At 71.2% G+C, this 17,904-nt stretch carries 13 protein-coding genes; 11 read left to right on the top strand and 2 right to left on the bottom strand.

The window, feature by feature from the left end; all coding sequences use genetic code 11:
• Window positions 1-345: 345 nt before the first annotated feature.
• Genes LDL49_RS28600 through LDL49_RS28590 form a run of 3 tightly spaced genes read left to right on the top strand, consistent with a single transcriptional unit; the run spans window position 346 to window position 2,636 of the window.
• The gene (locus LDL49_RS28600; RefSeq protein ID WP_225295250.1) at window positions 346-1,311 is read left to right on the top strand and encodes a sugar kinase; all 966 of its coding nucleotides are present in this window, start codon (window positions 346-348) and stop codon (window positions 1,309-1,311) included.
• A complete protein-coding gene (locus tag LDL49_RS28595) occupies window positions 1,283-2,044 on the top strand; it encodes an IclR family transcriptional regulator (protein WP_225295249.1) in 762 nt (253 codons plus the stop codon). Before LDL49_RS28600 ends, LDL49_RS28595 begins: the two co-directional genes overlap by 29 nt.
• Window positions 2,031-2,636 carry a bifunctional 4-hydroxy-2-oxoglutarate aldolase/2-dehydro-3-deoxy-phosphogluconate aldolase gene (locus tag LDL49_RS28590; RefSeq protein WP_225295247.1) on the top strand — a complete coding sequence of 202 codons (606 nt, stop codon included), beginning with the start codon at window positions 2,031-2,033 and terminating at the stop codon, window positions 2,634-2,636. Before LDL49_RS28595 ends, LDL49_RS28590 begins: the two co-directional genes overlap by 14 nt.
• 9 nt (window positions 2,637-2,645) lie before the next feature.
• Here the strand turns inward: LDL49_RS28590 and LDL49_RS28585 are convergent, their stop codons facing one another.
• Window positions 2,646-3,659 (bottom strand): LacI family DNA-binding transcriptional regulator, encoded by a 1,014-nt coding sequence (locus LDL49_RS28585; RefSeq protein WP_308016199.1) that lies wholly within the window; start codon window positions 3,657-3,659, stop codon window positions 2,646-2,648.
• Between the two features lie 71 nt (window positions 3,660-3,730).
• Window positions 3,731-4,246 carry a hypothetical protein gene (locus LDL49_RS28580; protein WP_225295243.1) on the bottom strand — a complete coding sequence of 172 codons (516 nt, stop codon included), beginning with the start codon at window positions 4,244-4,246 and terminating at the stop codon, window positions 3,731-3,733.
• A gap of 225 nt (window positions 4,247-4,471) precedes the next feature.
• On the opposite strand from LDL49_RS28580, the gene LDL49_RS28575 reads away from it, so the two are divergent.
• The 8 genes from LDL49_RS28575 (at window position 4,472) to LDL49_RS28540 (ending at window position 17,896) form a co-directional block, all read left to right on the top strand.
• The gene (locus LDL49_RS28575; protein WP_225295241.1) at window positions 4,472-7,276 is read left to right on the top strand and encodes an AfsR/SARP family transcriptional regulator; all 2,805 of its coding nucleotides are present in this window, start codon (window positions 4,472-4,474) and stop codon (window positions 7,274-7,276) included.
• Between the two features lie 138 nt (window positions 7,277-7,414).
• A complete protein-coding gene (locus LDL49_RS28570; protein WP_225295239.1) occupies window positions 7,415-7,657 on the top strand; it encodes a thiomuracin/GE37468 family thiazolyl RiPP peptide in 243 nt (80 codons plus the stop codon).
• A 59-nt stretch (window positions 7,658-7,716) separates the two neighbouring features.
• Window positions 7,717-10,407 (top strand): lantibiotic dehydratase, encoded by a 2,691-nt coding sequence (locus LDL49_RS28565; RefSeq protein WP_225295237.1) that lies wholly within the window; start codon window positions 7,717-7,719, stop codon window positions 10,405-10,407.
• Window positions 10,400-11,434 (top strand): lantibiotic dehydratase C-terminal domain-containing protein, encoded by a 1,035-nt coding sequence (locus tag LDL49_RS28560; RefSeq protein ID WP_225295235.1) that lies wholly within the window; start codon window positions 10,400-10,402, stop codon window positions 11,432-11,434. Before LDL49_RS28565 ends, LDL49_RS28560 begins: the two co-directional genes overlap by 8 nt.
• Before the next feature lie 3 nt (window positions 11,435-11,437).
• On the top strand, window positions 11,438-12,466 hold the full coding sequence (locus LDL49_RS28555; RefSeq protein ID WP_225295234.1) for a thiopeptide maturation pyridine synthase: 1,029 nt from the start codon (window positions 11,438-11,440) through the stop codon (window positions 12,464-12,466).
• Window positions 12,463-13,881: a SagB family peptide dehydrogenase gene (locus tag LDL49_RS28550; RefSeq protein ID WP_225295231.1), complete on the top strand. Its 1,419-nt coding sequence runs from the start codon at window positions 12,463-12,465 to the stop codon at window positions 13,879-13,881. Before LDL49_RS28555 ends, LDL49_RS28550 begins: the two co-directional genes overlap by 4 nt.
• A gap of 57 nt (window positions 13,882-13,938) precedes the next feature.
• On the top strand, window positions 13,939-15,957 hold the full coding sequence (locus LDL49_RS28545) for a YcaO-like family protein (protein WP_225295229.1): 2,019 nt from the start codon (window positions 13,939-13,941) through the stop codon (window positions 15,955-15,957).
• Window positions 15,950-17,896: a TOMM precursor leader peptide-binding protein gene (locus tag LDL49_RS28540; protein WP_225295227.1), complete on the top strand. Its 1,947-nt coding sequence runs from the start codon at window positions 15,950-15,952 to the stop codon at window positions 17,894-17,896. The genes LDL49_RS28545 and LDL49_RS28540 overlap by 8 nt, the downstream gene beginning before the upstream one ends.
• Window positions 17,897-17,904: the final 8 nt, after the last annotated feature.

Here is a 17,904-nt window from a genome sequence, read left to right as displayed (position 1 = left end):
GAAGGACACGGCGTCACGCGGACCACGATCAGGCGTTCCAGGACCATCCCTCGCCGCGGCGCGGGAACCGGCTCATCGGGTTCGGCCCGCGGACGCTCTTCTGCCGCTGCCGGAAGTTGCCCTCCATCCACCGCACCACGTGCCGCGCCTCAATTCCGTCGAGGCACCCCGGCCCGTGGGCAAGCGGAAGCGTCGACTATATTGCAAATGCAGCACGGGCATTGCATATGGTGCAACATGGAGGGTCAATGCGGGTAGTGACATGGGCGGGGATGGATCGGCTCGCCCGCGAAGAGGCTCCGGAGATGTACGTCGGCTCCAGCGCCCACGAGGGATGAGCGGCCGATGACACCCACAGACGTGCTCGCGATCGGCGAGACCATGGTGATGGTCACCCCGACCGCGGGCGGCCGCCTCGACGCGGACAGCAGCTTCATCCTGCGCCCCGGCGGCGCGGAGGCCAACGTCGCCGCGCTGCTCGCCCAGCTCGGCCACACCACGGCCTGGGCCGGCGCGGTCGGCCGCGATCCGCTCGGCGACCTCGTGGTCGACTCGCTCCGCGCCCGCGGGGTGGACGTCGGCCTCGTCCACCGCGATGACGAGCGGCCCACGGCCGTGTACTTCAAGGACCCGACCGCCTCGGGCACCTCCGTCTACTACTACCGGAGCGGCTCGGCCGCCTCGGCCATGACCGCCGCCGACGTGGCGGGCTGGGCCGCGCGGCCAGTGAGGGTGACGCACATCTCCGGCATCACCGCGGCAATCTCCCCGCCGTGCCTGGAGCTGAGCCGACACGTCGTGTTCGACCGGCCGCTGCGGCCGTCCGTGGTGAGCTTCGACGTCAACCACCGGCCGCGCCTGTGGAACGGCGCCGACGCCGCGTCCGTGCTGCTGGAGCTCGCGCGGCGGGCCGACATCGTCTTCGTCGGCCGCGACGAGGCCGCGGCGCTGTGGGGCACCACGGACGCCGAAAGCGTGCGCGAGCTGCTCGACGGGCCCACGTACCTGATCGTCAAGGACGCCGCGATCGAGGCGGTCGGCTTCACCCCGACGGGGGTGCACCGGGCGCCGTCCCTGCCGGTCGAGGTCCTCGACGCGGTCGGCGCGGGCGACGCGTTCGCGGCGGGGTGGCTGAGCGGGTTCCTGGACGGCCGCGACGAGGTGACGCGGCTGCGCCTGGGACACTACGCGGCCTCCCGGGTGCTGATGTCCCCGGCCGACCTGGCCGATCTTCCCCCCGCTGACGAGGTCGTCTCGCTGCTCGCCGAAGGAGGGCGGTACCTTGTCGCAGACCGTCGCTCGGGCCATTGACATCATCGGGTTCGTCTCCGTACGGCACCGCACGCTCGGTGAGATCGCCGAGCACCTGGGCGTGCACAAGTCGACCGCGCTGCGCCTGCTGCAGACGCTGGAGGAGGGCGGTTTCGTCCGGCGCGTCCCCGGCAGCGCGTACGGCATGGGCTTCCAGCTCATCGCGCTCGGCCAGCTGGCCCTCGACCAGGTCGAGGCCCGCTCGCTCGCGCACCCGATCCTGAGCCAGCTGAGCGAGAGGTACGGTCACACGGTCCACCTCGGCGAGCTGGCCGGAGACCAGGTCGTCTACGTCGACAAGATCGACGGCCGGGGCAGCGTGGCCATGGGCTCGCGCATCGGGCTGCCCGCCCAGGCGCACACCGCGGCCGTCGCCAAGGTCATCCTCGCCTACCAGGACGACAGGACCCGCGCCCGCGTCCTGGAACCCGCCGCCTTCACCCGCTTCACCCCCACGACCATCACCGACGCCGACGCCTTCGAGGCGGACCTCGCGCTCACCAGGGAGCGGGGCTGGGCCGAGGACGACGGCGAGCACGAGGACTACATCAACTGCCTGGCCCTGCCGGTGTTCGACGCGCGCGGCAAGGTCACCCACGGCATCTCCATCACCGCCCTGCGCGCGGTCGCGCCGCTGGAGCAGCTGCGCGCGCACATCGACGAATTCCGCCAAGCGGCCCACAAGATCTCCAAGACTCTGGGCTGGACAGGAGACGCACATGGACGCCGCTGAGTTCTTCGGCAGGCACCTCGACCGCAACCCGGTCCTCGGCATCTTCCGCAACCTCGACCCCCCGGCCACCGTGCGGATGTGCGAGCGCGCGTGGGCGTCCGGCATCGAGCTCATCGAGGTGCCCGTGCAGACGGCCGACGCGTTGCCGTCGCTGCGCGCGGCGCTGGAGGCGGCCAGGGCGAACGGAAAGAGCGTCGGCGCGGGCACGGTGACCACGGCCGAGCAGCTGGCGGCCGTCAGCGAGCTGGGCGTCGCCTTCACGGTCGCGCCCGGACTGCATCCCGAGGTCGCCGCGGAATCGCTGCGGCTCGGACTGCCGCACCTGCCGGGTGTGGCCACGTCCACGGAGATCGCCGCCGCCCTGGCCCGCGGCTTCACCTGGCTGAAGGCGTTCCCCGCGGCGCAGCTCGGCGCCGAGTGGATCAAGGCGCAGCTCGCGCCGTTCCCTGGAGTCCGATTCGTCGCGACGGGAGGCGTCGACGCGTCCAACGCCGCCGCCTTCCTCGCGGCCGGCTGCCGGGGGGTCGCCCTGGGCTCGGCGCTGAACGACCCTGATGCCCTGGAACGGCTGCGCGCGCTGACGAATAGCTGACCGCCATGATCAAACGGCTGCCGAGTCCAAGTCCTGGCCGCCGGGAGGCGCGGTGGAGCGGCGGACGACCAAGGTCGGCGTGACGGAGAAGTGCACCGCCGACGTGCGGCCTTCGATGCGCTCCAGCAGCAGCCGGCCCGCCGTACGGCCCATGACCGCTCCGTCTTGATCGACCGTGGTCAGGGCGATGTTGGGATGGGCGGCCAGCCGGGTGTTGTCGTAGCCGGCGACGGAGACGTCACCGGGGACGGAGAGAGCGACCTCATGGAGGGCGGCGAGGACGCCGAGAGCCGCCTCGTCGGAGCCCGCGAAGATCGCGGTGGGGCGTGGGGACCGGCTCAGCAATTCGTAGGCGCCGCGATGGCCGCCCTCCTCGGAATATGAGGTCGCGACCACCGCGATCTCCTCGGCCAACCCGTGCTCACGCATCACCCGCTCGTAGCTCTCGGCCCTGATGTGCGGCACCTGGTCGGCGAGCTTCCGCTGGTCCTGCCGGAAGGTGATGTGCCCGATGCGCCGGTGACCGAGCGCGATCAGGTGCTCCATGACGAGCTCGGAGCCGATCCGGTCGTCATCCACGATCGAGTCGTACGCCGGCGACCGGTCGTGCCTGCCGAGCACCACGGTCGGGATCTCGCGGGCGACCTGTTCCAAGCGGGTGCGCCGGGCGAGCGGAGCGATCATGAGGATGCCGTCCACCTGCCGATCTATCAGGGCGTCGAGCGCTCGTTCCTCGGTCTTGTCCTGGGTGCCGCCCTGGATCATGATCGCCTGATAGCCGGACTCCCCAAGGTGCTCCACCAGGCCGGTCATGATCTCGGCGTAGAACGGGATCCCGATGTGCCGCATGAGCACGCCGATGGTGTACGCCCGCCCGCGCAGCGCCCGCGCGGCGGCCTGGGGGCGGTAGCCCAGCTCCTCGATGGCCCGCTGGACGCGCTCACGCATGGCCTCGCTGACCCCGTAGTCGTTGCGGATGACCTTGGAGACCGCCGCCTTGGAGACCCCGGCGTGTTTCGCCACGTCAGAAATGGTCACTCTTCGTCGTCGCTCGGGCGCGACCATGGGCATCCCTTCTCGCCGAGTCCCGCGGGTCAGGATGACCTGGTACGCGGAGCCAGTGCCGCCTCGATACGGTCATGAATCCCGGCCGCCTCGGCCGAGAGCGGCGGCCTGCGCACCGTGGGAAGACGGCCGGCGTGTCGCAGCACCAGCATCGCGAACCGCTCGGCCTCGTGCTCCTGCGGCTCGGAGTATGTCGTCCGGCCGAGCACCGAGCGGACCATGGCCGGGTCCAGCGTCGGCAGCAGGATCCGCAGCAGGGCGTCGGGGGCGACCGGCGCCGACGCGTGCTCGCACACCATGTGGCCCAGCTCGTGCAGGATGATGTGCTCCTGATGGCTGCGGCTGGTCCGCTGCTCGTAGCAGATGAAGTCGACCGCGTCGGTGGCCAGCCACATGCCGCTGGGGCCGTCCGGGGCGGTGTCGACGGGCCTGAGCTCGATGCGGCGCTGCCGGGCCAGCGCCACCTGGTGGGTGAACTCCACGATGTCGAACGGATGCGGGATCTCCAGCCGCTCGACGATCTCTTCCAGGCGTTCGCCGCTCACGAACCTCCTCATGGGGCGTACCGGCCACAACACCCACATCATAGGCCGCCCGCAAAGGTTCAACGGAAGTTTAAGCACGCAGCTGCCCGTCTTAGCTTAGATTGACCAGGAGGGCGGCAACTGCCGTTTATCCACCATCCATACCCCGGCAAATGCCGGCAACGCGGTCCGTAGCTCGTCCCCGTGGGAGGTCAGGCATTGGCAGGCGCGTCATCCGGAACGGCTGTGGAATCGCGTGGCGGCGGCATCAGCTTCGGCGTCCTGGGGCCCTGGGAGGTGCGGGTCGGTAACGACGCGGTGGCGGTACCCGTGGGCCAGCTACGGACGGTCCTCGCGTCGTTGCTGCTGTCAGTCGGCCAGTCGGTCTCGACACCCACGCTGGCCGAGCGGCTCTGGCCGGGCGAAGGGCCGGGCTGGCCGCGCGGCGCGGTGCACACCTATGTCACCAGGCTGCGGCGGCTGATCGGGGCGGACCTCATCCAGACCGAGCCGGACGGCTACCAGCTCCAGGTCGAGCCCGACGCGGTGGACCTGCACCGGTTCCGCGGCCTTGTGCGCCGCGCCGACGACGCCGGCTCCGTGGAGGAGGAGATGGCCCTGTTACGCGAGTCGCTGCGGTTGTGGCGCGGTCAGCCTTTCGGCAACGCCAGTGGTCCCTGGCTCGAACGCGAGGTGATACCCCTCCTGACCGAGGAGTGGTTCGGCGCCACCGAGCGCCGGATCGACCTGGAGCTGGCCAGCGAGCCGTCGGGGCGCCTCATCGCCGAGCTGTCGGAGCTGACCAAGCGTTACCCGAGCCGCGAGCCGCTGTGGACGCGCCTGATCACCGCGCTGCACCGCAGCGGCAGGCGGGCGGAGGCGTTGAGCGCCTACCAGCGCGTACGTACGGTGCTGCGCGAGGAGCTCGGCCTGGACCCGAGCGAAGAGCTGGTCCAGCTGCACCAGGCGGTGCTCATGGGCGGCACCGACGACCGCCCGGGCGGCACGGTCGTCCGGCGCGCGACGCCGAGCCCCCGGCAGCTGCCCCACGGCATCGCGCGCTTCACCGGCCGGGAGGAGGAACTGGCGGCGCTGGACAGGCTGCCCTCGGGCGTGGCGGCGTCGGGCCGGACCGGCAGAGGCGCGAACGCCCCGATCATCGTGGCCATCGACGGCGCTCCCGGGACGGGCAAGACGACGCTGGCCGCGCACTGGGCCCACCGAGTCGCCCATGACTACCCCGACGCCCAGCTCTACCTCAACCTCCGCGGCTACGGACCGAGCGAGCCGATGACCCCGGCCGCCGCGGCGGAGAGCCTCCTGCGCGGTCTCGGGGTGGAGAGCGACGCCATCCCCGTCGACGTGGACGAGCGCTGCGCGTTGCTGCGTACCATCCTCGCCGACCGGCACGCCCTCATCCTGCTGGACAACGCCCGGAACGCCGACCAGGTGCGCCCGCTCCTGCCGGGCGCCAGCGGCCTGGTCATCGTGACCAGCCGCGACCAGCTACGGTCTCTGTCGATCCGTGACGGCGCGCACCGTGTCACGCTGGGCCCGATGCCGGAATCCCAGGCCGTCGAGCTGCTGGCGGCGGCCGTCGGCCCCTCCCGGGTCGCCCGCGAGCCCGCGGCGGCCTCCCGGCTGGTCGAGCTGTGCGACCATCTGCCCCTGGCGCTGGCCATCATCGCCGAGCGCGCGCAGCGCGCCGCCACGCTCGCCGAGGTCGTCGACGGGCTGGCGGACGAGAAGGCCCGCCTCGACAACCTGGGAACCGGCGAGAACGATCCGAACATCGACCTGCGCGCCGTTCTGTCCTGGTCCTACGGAGCGCTCAGCCCGGCGGCGGCCGCCACGTTCCAGGCGCTCGGCCTGCACCCCGCCAGCGACATCGCGCTGGAGACGGTCGAGGCGCTGGTCGACCTTCCGCCATTCGAGGTCAAGCGGGGCCTGGACCAGCTCGTGGCGGCCCATCTGCTCGAACAGCGCCGCCCCTGCCGCTACCAGCTGCATGACCTGATCCGGCTGTACGCCGTCGATCAGGCACGGCTGCACATGCCGCCCGGCGAGCGGCAGGCCGCCGCACGGCGATTCCTCGATCACTACCTCTTCGCCGCCGTGCGTGCCGACCAGCACCTGGTCCCGTGCCGCCGCCGCGACTTCCTCGCGCCGATGCGGCCGCGCCGGCGCCCCCTCGCGTTCGCCGACGCCGACGAGGCGATGGCCTGGCTGGAGCTGGAGTACGACTCCCTCCGGGCGGTGACCTCATGGGCGGCCACGAACGGGTGGGCTCACTACTCATGGCGCATAACCATGGCGATGACCAGCTTCTTCGACGCGCGCATCCCCTGGTCCGACGGCCTGGACAGCCTGAAGTCGGCGGTACGCGCGGCGCGGACCGCGAACGAGCCCATCGGCGAGGCCTACACCCTCAATTCCGTGGGCTGCATCTATTCCGACAGGGGTGACGTCGATCTGGCGGAGCGACATTTCCGCGAAGCGCTCGTGCATTTCGAGCGGAGCAAGAGTCCGTACGGCGAGGCCATGGCGCTGTGCAATCTCGGCATGACATATGGCGAGGCCGGAGAATACGGAAAGGCCCAGCGGCACCTGATGCGTGCCCTGGATCTGCACGAGCGGAACGAATATCCCCGTGGCATCGCCCTGGCGCTGGACAACATAGGAATCGCGCAGACCGTGGCGGGCCATTACCGATGCGCGGTCAAGGCGTTCCAGCAGGCGCACCGGATCAACCTGCGGCTCAGGGAGTACACCTCCGACGCGATGTGCCTGCGCAACCTGGGCCGCGCCTACGTCATGACGGGCGACACCCGCGCCGCCGTCCGCGCCTACCGCCAGTCCATCGACCTGTTCCGCCGGATGAGGAACCAGCGCTGGGAGGCGATCACCCTCGCCGATCTCGGCAACGCGCTCAACGAGGCCGGACACGACACGCTGGCCCGCGGCATCCTGCGGACGGCGCTCGACCTGATGGCCGGACTGGCGGACCCGCGCGCCCACGACATCGAGGCCGTGCTCGCCTCCACCGCGTGAGAGCGGCCTTTCCAAGAAGCGATTCAGCGCGCCGACAGGTCGGTGACAGGCCGGAGAAAGGCTGTTCTCCACGCGTCGGGGTTAGCCTTCCGTCGGAAGCCATCAGCCGCGGGTTTCCTGGAGGTAAGCAGGGGACCGATGATGCACGGCTATGGGTCTCACGATTTTCTCCCGAGAAAGGCTGAAAAGAAAATGAGCATTTCCCAGAAGCTCGACTTCGACCTCAAGAATCTGCCGATGGACGTTTTCGACCTCGCTGACAGCGGTCTTGCCATCGAATCTCTGACCGCGGGCCACGGGATGGCGGAGAACGGCGCGTCCGTGCTCTGCCCGAGCGTCTGCAGCACCTCGACGTCGTCGACGAGCTCGAGCAGCAGCTGATTCCCGGCCGGGCCGCCGGCATGGCGCCCGCGGCCCGGCTCCGGCGCTTCGGGGAGGAAATGGTGATCTTAACGAGCGGCGCCCACGTGGAGTCGTCCGTCGTGGTGCGGGTCGCGGGTGTGCCGGTGGCGGCGTTGTCGCGGCTACGCCTGGACGGCGCGTACGGCCGGGCGGAAGGGCTGGCCCGGCAGGCGGCCACGTTACGGCGCGACGGCGAGGCGTTGTCCGAGGCCCTGTATCCCCTGATCGGAGCGCTGGACCACGGGACGGCCAAGCCGGCTCTGGTCGGCCTGCGCCGGGCGCTGCACCAGCGACGACTGCCCCGCGACACCGAATGGAACGCGCGTGTCGCCGCGCTGCTCCCCGCCGAGATCGGCGACGCGATCGAATCCTGGATCGTCACCAGGCATCGGCTCGACGAGGGGCGACGCGCGCTCGACGACGTGTTCGCCGCCGAACTGCGGGAGAAGGAGCTGGTCCTGCGTGACGTGGCCGGACATCCGGGCTTCCGCCGGGCACTGTCGCAAGCCAGCCCGGCCCTGTTCGGCGAGCTGGCCAAGTGGCTGGCGGACGCGCGGCGGCGACCGCGCAGGCAGTCCATGGCCCGGTTGGCGAAGTACCTGGCGAGAGCGGCCGCCAAGACGAGCCCCTACGGCACCTTCATGGCGAGTGGCACGGGGGCGTGGGCGGACGGCGAACCAGGTGAACCAGGTGAACCAGGTGAACCGCCCGTACGGTTCGCTCCCGCGGAGATCCAGGGAGTGCTCGAGATCCACACCTTCCTCCTCCAGCGGATCGGCGAGACGCTCACCCGCGATCCACGCCTGGCCCGGCACCTGGTCCTGCGGGTCAACCCGAGTGCGACCCTCCAGGACGGGACCGTCAGCTTCATTGGGCGCTCCACCGAGGAACCCATCGTGAGCCTGCCGGCCACCGCCGCGGTCGAGGCGTGCCTGAGCCTGGCGGCGCACCGCCCGCCGCTCACGCTGGTCGAGCTCCGCTCCCGCCTGTCGGGCGGCGCCGCCGACGCGGCCCCGGTCGAGGCGTTTCTCCAGGCGTTGGTGCGGGCCGGGCTCCTGGAGGAGCAGCACCCCGTCGCCGACCAGTCGGCCGACCCGCTGGGCGACCTGGCCGACTGGGTCGCCGCCCATGGGGGAGCCGACTTCGCGGACGTCGTCCACGCGCTGCGGCGGGTACGCCGGCAGGCGCGGCTGCCCGTGGTCGTGGACGACGTCGAAGGGCACTGGAAGCGGCAGCACGAACTGGAAGCCGCGCTCACCGACCTGGCGGAGCCGCTCGGCTTCGAGCCGGCCGCGCTCGACGGGCAGGGCCGGCACACCTTCCGCGAGAACGCCGTCTTCACGGGCCCGGTGGCGGAGGCCGGGTCGGCGGCATGGCGTCCGGCGCTCGACGACCTGGACGTGGTACGGCGCTGGCTGGGCGCCTTCGATCTGACGCTGCCGTTCCGGATCGCCCTCGGCGCCTACTTCTCCGAGCGGTTCGGCCCGGACGCCCGCGTTCCCCTCCTCGTGCTGCACCGGGCGCTCCAGGAGGTGCTCGCCCAGGACGGCGAGGCCGCCGAGCTGAGCGATGCGGCGCGCGAGGTCGCCCGGCTGATGGGCCCGTCCCTGGGGGCGGGCGGCGCTCTGTCCGAGAGCCCGCTCCCACGGCTTCGGGAGCTGGCCGCGATCCAGCGGGAGGCCCGTCAGGCGGTGCTCGCCCAGCCGGAGAGCGACGGCGTCGTGAGCGTCCCGGCGGAGCTGATCAGGAAGCTGACGGAGAACTGGCCGTCCTGGGTGGTGCCGCCGCGCTCCCTCGCCTGCTATGTGCAGGTCGTCCCCGGTCACGGCGGGATCGGCCTGGTGCTCAACGCGGCGCACACCGGTTACGGCCGTGGACGGAGCAGGGTGCTGGCCCTGATGGCGGAGGCGACGGGCGAGAGCCAGGCCACGGAGCGTCGGCCGAGTGCCCGGGTGCTCGCCGAGCTGGGCGGAGTGGCCGCCTCGGCGTTGAACAGACGGGTGCCGCATGTGGCGTACGAGATCGACTATCCGTTCGCGGTCAGCAGCCGTCCCGCCGAAGAGCGCATCCCGCTCGGAGACCTCGAGATGGTCCTCGATCCGCGCAGCGGCCTGCTCAAGGTGGTCTCGGAACGGCTGGGCGCCGATCTTTCCGCCCTGCATCTGGGCATGATGTCCGACCTGCTGCTCCCACCGGCGGCTCGGCTGCTGATCCAGGTCTCGGGAGAGACGCACTACGTGCATCCCAGCATCCCGTTGCTGGCGGATGAGACCGATCTGGACCTCCCCTCGTCGTTGGTGGCCTATCCCCGCGTGGAGATCGGCGGCGTGGTGATCCAGCGCGCCCGCCGGATCGTGCCGAAGGAGATGCTTCCGGAACGGGCCAAGGGCGAGGGCGACGCCGCCTACCTGCTGCGTCTGGTGGCGTGGCTGCACGAGCACGACCTCCCGGTGCGATCTTTCGTCCGGTTCGCCCGGCCGGACGAGGGTGAGGGCGAGGGGGACTGGACGCAGTGGATTTTCGACAAATCCCGCAAGCCCGTCTACGTCGACTTCGCCAACTGGTTCCTGGTCACGGCCTTCGAGAAGATGCTGGCGAGTTCGGGGCCGATGGTGATCTTCGACGAGGTGCTGCCCGACTTCGCGGACGCGCTGGGGCCGGACCCCGATGACCCCAGCGTCACCGAATTTCTCATCGAGATCTCTGACCAGGACGGCCGGCATGCATGAATCGGACTGGGTCAGCGCCCACGTCTTCTATCACGAGAACCTGGACGGGCTGCTGACGGACGCGGCCGGTCCGCTGATCGCCGAGCTGGCCGGGCGCGGGCTCGCGGAGGCCGCGTTCTTCCTGAGGTACTGGGACGGAGGGCCGCATCTGCGGTTCCGCGCGCTGCCCACCGACCCCGCGCGCCGGGCCGAGGTGGAACGGGTCATCTCGGTGAGGTTCGAGAAGTATCTCGCCGAGAATCCGGCGGGTCGGTCCATGAGCCAGCGGGACTATGCCGGCATAGGCGAGGCCCTGGCGCAGTGGGAGGGGCTTCCCGGCCATACGGAGCGGCTCTTCCCGAACAATTCCGTGGCGTTCATCCCCTACCGGCGTGAGCACGGCCGCTACGGCACCGGGGCCTCGATGGAGGCGGTGGAGCGGCACTTCGCGGAGTCCAGCCGCATCGCCCTCGGCCTGCTGCGCGACGGCCTGCGGCCGGCGGACCGCACCACGGCGGGAGCCGCGATGATCCTGCTCACCTGGTTCTGCGGTGAGCAGGATGCGGCCCGGCTGGCGCCGTGGGTCAGCATCGACCAGGACCGGCCCGGCGACGAGGCCGAGGCCGGTCGGCCTGGCGGCGCGACCCGGGGCCGTCGGCCTGGTGACGCGGCCGAGGCCCGCTTCACCCAACCGGCCGAGCGACCGGCAGGACGTCAGCGTGATCGCGTCATCGGGCTCGCTCGCCGGATGAGAGAGCTCGCCACGCACCTGGAGCACGTCTCCGGGCCGGGCTCCCTGGCGGATTGGGCGCGATCGGTGTCCACGCTCCGTGACGCGCTGGCCGCCGAGGCCGCCGCCGGCCGGTTCGAGCCACCGCCCCGAGGCTGGGAGGGGGAGGGCGCGGTCAAGACGCGGCAGGTCCTCACCGTTCTGGACATCTGCGCTCACCTGGTCTGCAACCGGCTGGGGGTGACCGTGGACGAAGAGGGGGCCGTCCGTCGGCTGTGCGCGGACGCGGTGGCCGTGCTCGCGGATGAGGGGAGATAGTCCGTGCGCTGGAACAGCATTCACGTCCGCTACTACGACCATGACAAGGACCCGTTGATCCTGCACGGCGTACGCCCGCTCTTCCGTGAGCTGGCCGGGCAGGTGGAGGGGCTCTACTACACGCGGCACTGGCGGCAGGGGCCGCATCTGCGGCTCAATTTCCGTACCGACCACGACACCTTCACGCACGTGGTGCGGCCGGCCGCGGAGAAGATCATCGGCGGCTGCCTGGCCGAGCGCCCTTCGTCCCTGCCGCTCGACCCCCAGAAGGAGCTCTCCGCGCATCAGCGGCTGGCCGAGCTGGAACGGGAGTCCGGCCCTCTGACGCCGTGGTTTCCCGACAACACCCTGCGCGTCGCCGAGTACGACGACCGGACAGAGGTACTGGGCGGGCCGCACATGGCCGACCTCGTGGCGGACTTCTACGCCGACACCACCGACCTCGCCTTCGCGATGACCGAGGCCGGGGGCGGCGCGCGACGGCGGCAGCTGGCGTTCAAGCTGATGGTGGCGACGGCGCACCGCCTGTCGGGCACCGACATCTCTCAGGGGTACTTCACCTTCAGGTCCCACGCCGAGGCGTTCCTGTCGACCTTTCCGGAAGCGCGCGGGATGAGGCCGACGTGGGACGGCTACTACCGCGAACACCGCCCGATCCTCCTTGCCCAGCTGCGGGAGGTGCTCGGCGGCGACGACGTGGACGCCGCCCTGCTGGCCGACTGGGAGGCCGCGCTCATCCCGTATCGACGGCGGGGGGCGCGGCTCCTCGAACAGGGCGCGTTCGTCGTGCCGACCGTCAGCGCCGAGCAGGAGTCGAAGCTGGCCGAGTCGAGTCCCTTTCATCGCGCGGGTTACGCCGATCCCGTGTGGGCGGAGATCCGGGACGCGCCCGAGTTCCTCTTGTACCGGCTGATGCTCAACCTCACTTATCTGCACATGACCCGGCTCGGCGTCGTCCCGGTCGAGCGCTTTCTCCTGTGTCATCTGCTCGCCGGCACCGTGGAGGCGTACCTGGAAGGAAGTGGATCATGACCGGGGAGGCTCCGGCGTACGAGGAACATCTGCGGCTGCGGCCGGGGGTCTACAGCGCGACGGGCGCGGACGGCGAGCTGCACCTGTTCCGTCATGATCTGTGGCGGAGGGTGGCCTCGTTCGGGCCGGTGGGCGCGGGCGGCCGTGCCGTACTGCGTCGCCTGGCCGAGGGGCCGTGCCCGCCGTCGGAGCTGACGGCGATCGGTGAGTCCGACCCGGACTTCCTCGGGGCCCTGCGGAGCGGGGGATGGGTGACGACCACGCTGAGCCATCTCGGCAGGCCGTTGTACACGGTGCAGCCCGTCCGGCCGCCCGCCCCCGAGGTGGAGCAGGACATCGACGACGAGGTGAAGCTGTCCGGTTTCGCGGTGTTCCGGCGTGAGGGGGAGGACATCCTCGCCGAGGCGCCGGCCTCGTGGGCACAGGTGCTGATCCATGCCCCGGAAGTCGCGGCCATGCTCACGGAGCTGGCGCGGCCGCTGTCGGCCGGCACGTTGAAGGGCCCGTTGCCCGAAGAGCTGATCGCCAGGCTGCTGCGGGATCTGAGCTGGACCGGCATCGCGATCCCCGCCGGGAGCGACGCGGAGTCCGAGTGGCGTCTGCGCCAGTGGCGACCGCACGACCTGTGGTTCCACTCCCGAAGCCGCAACGGGAACGGGGGCTACTTGGACGCCGGATTCGGCCGGACGAAATGGGGCCAAGGCAAGTTCCCTCCGCTCCCCGCGCACCGGGAACCCTATCCGGGACCCGCGATCGACCTGCGGGTGCCGGACCTGGACGAGATCCGCGGGCGCGACCTCGGGTTGACCGACGCCATCGAGGAGCGGCGCTCGATCCGCGAGCACGACGACGACCGCCCGATCACGGTCGATCAGCTCGCGGAGCTGCTCTACCGATGTGCGCGGGTGCGCCGGGTCAACGTGTGGGACGGCGTGGAGTACGTCGACACGCCCCGTCCCGCCGGCGGCGGGGTCGACGAGCTGGAGTTGTACCCGGTCGTCCGGAACGTCGCGGGGCTGGCGCCGGGCATGTACCACTACGACGCGCACGAGCACAGCCTGCGCCTGGTCAGCGACCCCGGCCCGGCGGTCGGGCGGCTGCTCACGACCGCGGGCCGGGCGGCGGCCACCACCACGCTGCCCCAGGTCCTGATCGTGGTGTCGGCCAGGTTCGGGCGGGTGATGTGGACGTACGAGGAGATGCCGTACGCGCTGGTCCTCAAGCATGTCGGGGTGCTCTTCCAGACCATGTACCTGGTCGCGACCGCGATGGGACTGGCCGCCTCCGGTCTCGGCGGAGGTGACGCGCCGGCCTTCAACGAGGCCACGGGAGCCGATCCGGCGATCGAGGCGAGCGTGGGCGAGTTCATGCTCGGAAGCCGGCCGAGCCCGCCCGCCGACGAGGAACAGGAGTAGACGAACGTGGGCCTACTGCTACGCCCGGATGCGTTCTATGCCCCGGATTCAGCGGGGATGTACCTGCTGACGTACCAGGGATCCAGCCATCTGAAAGGCCGCTCCGTCGGCCCGCTGATCGAGCTGCTGAAGCCTTATCTCGACGGGCGGCACACGCTGGCCGAGCTGACGGAGGAGCTGCCGCCCGAGCGCCGGGCCGCCGTGGAGAGCCTGCTCACCGTGCTGCTGGAGCGGGACGTCGTGAGAGACGTCCCGCTCCAGCAGGACGTCGTGGGAGACGCCGGCACCGGGGACCAGGAGTCCGCCCTGGAATATCCGGAATATCGCCATGAAGTGGGGTTCATCGCGCATTTCCGAGACTCGCCTGTCGCGATATTTCGGGCGTATCGGGATAAAGTGGTGCTCGTTCTGGGGTCGGGGGACATAGTGCCGTGGGTGGCGCGGGCCGCCTTGCGCACGGGATCGCGCCTGGTGAAGATGGCGACACCGGAGGTTCAGGGCGTCGAATGGGTCGAGCGCGGGCGGCGTACCCCTGACCAGAGGGTCGAGAGGCCCCTCCTCGCCGACCTCAGCGAGGAGGGGCTGCTGCCCCTGCTCGACAGCGCGGACCTCGTTCTGCACGTCTCCGGCGGCTCGGCGCATGAACCGCTGCTCGACCGGCTCTGCGCCGAGCGGAGGATCCCCCTGGCTCAGGCGGTCGTGCTGGACGGCGAGGTCTGGCTCGGTCCCGAGGACCTCGGTACGCGATCGGAGGCGAGCTGGACGGCGGGCCGCCGCCGGGTGGCGACCCGGCCCGCGCCGCGCCCGCCCATCGCCGTCGATGAGACGCGGGCCGCCGCCATCGCCGGGGTGCTGGTCCAGCTGGCCTTTCGAACCGCCACCGGGTTGCTGGACGACCACCGTGCCCGGCTGACCAGGATCGACCTGTCCACACTGCGCCGTACGTCACACGCCTTCGTCCCGCACCCCCACGCCCGGCCGGCCGAACCCATGCTCCCGGGATCCGCCGACCCGGCCCGCGACGGCGCCGTTCTCGGCCGGGAGGCGTTCTCCCGGCGGGCGGTGGTGTGCGCCGACGATCTCCTGGGGGTGTTCGGGGAGCCGACCGAGCGCGCCTACGCGCAGATCCCTCTGCACGTCAGCGAGGTGGAGGTGCCCGACCCGGCCGGACTGCTCGGCGGCGCCGTCTCAAGGGTCGTCGGCACGGGGCTCGACTTCGAGTCCGCGCGCCACCAGGCCGCCCTGAAGGCGTTCGCCGTCTACGCCTCGCTGATGGTGGATCCGCGCCGGCTGCTCGCGGCCGACGGCCGCACTCCGCTGGCCGCGCCGGAGTCCGACCCCGACGCCCTGCTCGCGGACCTGCGCGCCGGCAGGATCACCGGGCTCGTCCTCGGCCACCGGCTCGCCGACGGCGGAACGCGACTCATCGCCGCGGACGTCGCCTTCCCCGCGCTGCCCGTGCCGGACAGCGCCGCGGGGACCGCTGTAGGCATCGGCGCGGGAATCACTGCGGGCATCGCCGCCGGATACAGCTGGCAGGAGGCTGTAGACGTCGCGCTGGCCGAGCAGGCGGGACGGCTGGCGCTCGCCGACCTGGAGCATCGGACGACGCCGTTGCCCCGGTTCGACCTGGACAGCGGGTCGCTGCCCCCGCGCGGCGAGCGCTACAGGTCCATGATCCAGGCCACCGGCGAGGCGGTCACGTGTTACGACCTCACCGGGCCGTCGGAGCTTCCGGCCGCCATGAGTTACCTGGGTGACACGCCTGTCGGATACGCCGGCGGGTCGTCGGCGGCCGAAGCCGTGACCGGCGCGCTCGAACAGGCCCTCCTCCACTACCAGGCGCGGCAGAACGCCCAGCCCGCCTACGCGCCACCCGCGCCGCCTGGCATACCGGCCGGGCTGCGCGGCTCGGCGATCCGCCGCCTGCCCGTCGCCTCCCGTACCGGCTCGGCGAGTCTGGTGTCCGCGCTGGCCAGACGCGGTCTCTCGCCGGTGGCGGTGCCCCTCGACCACGATCGTGAGGTTCATTCGATCATGCCCTACACCGTCCACGTGGTGCTGACCCATGCCTGAGATCGCCGTCCTCGGTGAAGGGCTGCTCGTGGAGAGCATCGTCGCGGCGCTGTCCGGCAGCGGATCCTCCGTCTCGCCGCTCCTGACGTCCGGTGCCGTCGCGGCCGTCGTGGCCCATGACCGCTGGGACCTGTCGGGCTACGCCGAGGTCAGAGCCGCCGCCGCGGCGGCGGGCGTGCCCTGGCTGCCGGTACGCGCCGAACTGGGGCGGGTCGTCCTCGGTCCCCTGGAGGAGTCCGGGCTGCCCGGCTGCGTGGACTGCGGCGAGTTCCGGCGCAGACTGGCCCATCTCCAGCCCGACGGGCACGAAACGGTGTGGCGAGAGCAGGGGGCCACCCTGTCCGCGCTGCCGTCGGCCTGGCTCACCGGACTGTCGGCCGACCTCGCCGCCACCTTGGTCGTGGCGGAGATCGCCCGGCTCGCCAACCGGGAGACCGCGCGTACGAGGTCCGCCTTCGTCTACGTGGACCTGGAGACGCTGGCCGTCGAGCCGCACCCGTTCCTGCCCGACCCGCTCTGTGACACCTGCGGGACGCTGCCGCCCGACGACCGGTCGCGGGCGGACATCTCCCTCCGATCCCGCCCCAAACCGGCCCCGGACGTCTACCGGCTCCGCTCGATGACCGGCGAGGTGGACACGCTCAAGGCCAGATACGTCGACGGCGAGAGCGGTCTCATCCGATCCGTGCTCAAGAGCACCGAGGGCGGCATCGTCGTCGCCGCGGCGCCCATGGGTCTGCGCCAGGGCTCGACCGAGTACGGCTTCGGCCGTACCCGCAATTACCAGGGCAGCCAGGTCACCGCGATGCTGGAGACGCTGGAGCGGCACGGCGGCATGGAGCCCGGGGGAAAGCGCACCACGGTGTCGGCCAGTTACGCCGAGATCGGCCGCGACGCGATCGACCCCCGGACACTCGGCCTCTATCCGGCGGAGCGGCATCGGATCCCCGGCTTCCCGTACCGCCCGTTCGACGAGGAGCAGGTGTGCCGCTGGGTCTGGGGATACTCCTTCGCCCGCTGCGCTCCCGTGCTGGTCCCCGAGACCTACGCTTACTACCGGGCCCGCCACCACGACGCCGGCCGCCCGCCGTTCGTCCAGGAGGTCTCCAACGGCTGCGCCCTGGGCGGCAGCCTGGAGGAGGCCGTCTTCCACGGGATCCTCGAAGTGGCCGAGCGCGACGCCTTCATGATGACGTGGTACGCGCGCATGCCGGTCCCGCGGATCGACGTGACCGCCGCCCGCGACTCGATGATCCCCCTGATCATCGAAGCCATCGAGGCCGAGACCGGCTACCAGGTGATGCTCTTCGACACCACCCTCGAACAGGGCATCCCCTGCGTCTGGGCGATGGCCGTCGATCCCGGCGACGACGAGAAGCGCCCGAAGGCCGCCTGCTCGGCGGGCGCTCACCCCGTCCCGGAACGCGCGATCGAGAACGCGCTCAACGAGCTCGGCCCGCTCCTCGCCGACCTCATCAAGCGTTATCCCGACCACGTGGACGAGACCGGCCGGATGGTGGACGACTCGTCGCTGGTGAAGGAGATGGAGGATCATCGCCTGCTGTACGGCGACCACCGGACGTACGACCGGCTGCGCTTCCTCACCCAGACGCCACGGCGGCGGCACATCGATGACCTTCCGGTGCCGCCGGGACTCCGCAACGCCGATCTCCGGGACGACCTGATCGAGCTGGTCAACCGCTACCTCGGCACCGGTCTCGACGTCATCGTGGTGGATCAGACGACCCCCGAGCACGAGGTGTCCGAGCTGGCCTGCGTGAAGGTCGTCATCCCCGGCACCCTGCCGGTCACCTTCGGCCACGACTACCGGCGGGTCGACGGTCTGCCGAGGTTGTACGAGGTGCCGTACCGGCTCGGATACCGGGATCGGCCCCTGGAGCCGCAGGACGTCAACCCGCACCCGCACGCCTTCCCGTAGAGAGGCCG

The sequence above is a fragment of the Nonomuraea aurantiaca genome (assembly GCF_020215705.1).
Taxonomy (GTDB): domain Bacteria; phylum Actinomycetota; class Actinomycetes; order Streptosporangiales; family Streptosporangiaceae; genus Nonomuraea; species Nonomuraea aurantiaca.
The sequence above is the reverse complement of the archived record's forward strand: the minus strand, read 5'-3'. Positions and strand labels throughout refer to the sequence as shown.